3 protein-coding genes are annotated in these 1,459 nt (G+C 68.6%); all 3 read right to left on the bottom strand.

Annotation, left to right across the window (positions count from 1 at the left end; all coding sequences use genetic code 11):
- A partial coding sequence (locus tag H483_RS40490; RefSeq protein WP_017838462.1) for a ParB N-terminal domain-containing protein occupies nucleotides 1-633 on the bottom strand: 633 nt, incomplete at its 3' end.
- A gap of 112 nt (nucleotides 634-745) precedes the next feature.
- Nucleotides 746-1,030 carry a hypothetical protein gene (locus H483_RS37080; protein WP_017838461.1) on the bottom strand — a complete coding sequence of 95 codons (285 nt, stop codon included), beginning with the start codon at nucleotides 1,028-1,030 and terminating at the stop codon, nucleotides 746-748.
- 133 nt (nucleotides 1,031-1,163) lie between these two features.
- Nucleotides 1,164-1,459, bottom strand: a 296-nt coding sequence (locus H483_RS39775) for a hypothetical protein (RefSeq protein WP_042330347.1), incomplete at its 5' end; no start/stop codon positions are given.

Here is a 1,459-nt window from a genome sequence, read left to right as displayed (position 1 = left end):
GGCCTCCCACTGGGCGCGGGCCTCGGCCAGGGCGGCGGCGATCTGCCGCTGCTGACGCAGGCGAGCGGCCTGGTGCTCGAACTGGCCGGTGGCGGCGGCACGGACGAGGCTGTCGACGGCGCGGTCATCGTCGGCGAACTCGGCAACGACGGCGGCTTGGGTGATGGTCAGGTCGTAGCGGTCGAGAGTGTCGGTGTCGGGCATGGTGGTGGCCGCGTCGACGGTGGAGCGGTCGACGCGCAGGCGCTTGCTGATCTGGGCGGGGGAGATGCCAAAGGCGGCGAGCTGGGCGATGGTCTCGGCCTGCTCGCGGGTGGTGAGGTTCTGTCGCTGCTGGTTCTCGTCCCACTGGGCCGCGATCAGGTCAGTCTTGCCGTCTAGGTCGTCTGCCGGGGCAGAGGTGACGATGACGGGGACCTGGTCGAGTTCGGCAGCCACGGCGGCGAGGGTGCGGCGGTGGCCGTGCTTGACGACCAGGTCGTTGTTGTCGTCGCGGTAGGCGTTGATCGGCTCAAGGAGGCCGTGTTCGCGGACGCTGGCGACCAGGTCGTCGGAGGCTTTGGCGTCGCGGATGTTCGAGACGAGGGTCAGCTCGGAGGGGCTGACGTGGATGAGGTTCATCGTGGTGTCCACGGTGGTCCTTTCGGGTACGGGGTGAGCGGCCTTGTGGCTGCTCTGCTTCTAGTATACACGCGCCATGCGTGTATGGTACGTCTGAGGTGCGTTAATGTGCTTTCACCTGCGGTTATGGCGCTGGGGCGTAGACGATGTGGGGGACTCCTTGGTGGGTGTAGTAGCCCTCGGTGTAGGTGCCGGTGTCGGAGGGTTCGTCGTGTCCGATCGCCCACACTTGGGCGGCGAGGTCTGCGGCGTCGAGCTCGCCGTCGGGTGAGTGGTGGGGGGTGACGATTCCGCTTCGGGGGCCGATGGTGACGCGGCGGGCGCGGTGGTCTCCGGCACGGGCGAGGTTGACGGTGTCGCGCATGAGTTCGCGCAGGTTGGTCGAGCGCAGTGGTTCGGCGGTGGTCATGCGGCCAGAGTGGCACGGTTCGTGGGCGTCGGCGGCTTCGGTGGACACCTGGGCGCGGGTGTTGTGGGGGAGGGGTGGGGTGTGAAATGCGCTGGAGGGGGTCGCCAGGCGGGCGACCCCCTCCAGCGGCCGGTTAGGGCATCAGGACGTCGAAGTGGGTGAGGCGGACGCCGTTCTTGCCGTTGCTGGTGAACCGTGCGGAGATCGCGCGGGCGCGGGGGCCGATGGTGAGGACTGCGGCGACGTAGTGCACGGCCATATGCGGCGTAACCTGAACGGTATCGACCCGGGGTTCGATGAGGGTTGCGCGGTCGGTGTCGTTGGTGCGGGCCTGGCGGGCGACTGCGGCGCGGTTGATCGCTGCGGCTCCTGCCTCGGTGGCGATCTGGTCGAGGTTGGTTACGCGGCTGCGCTGGCGGTTGTAGACGG

This window comes from Dietzia sp. UCD-THP (assembly GCF_000349585.1).
Lineage (GTDB): Bacteria > Actinomycetota > Actinomycetes > Mycobacteriales > Mycobacteriaceae > Dietzia > Dietzia natronolimnaea_A.
This window is presented reverse-complemented; position numbering and strand designations above follow the sequence as displayed.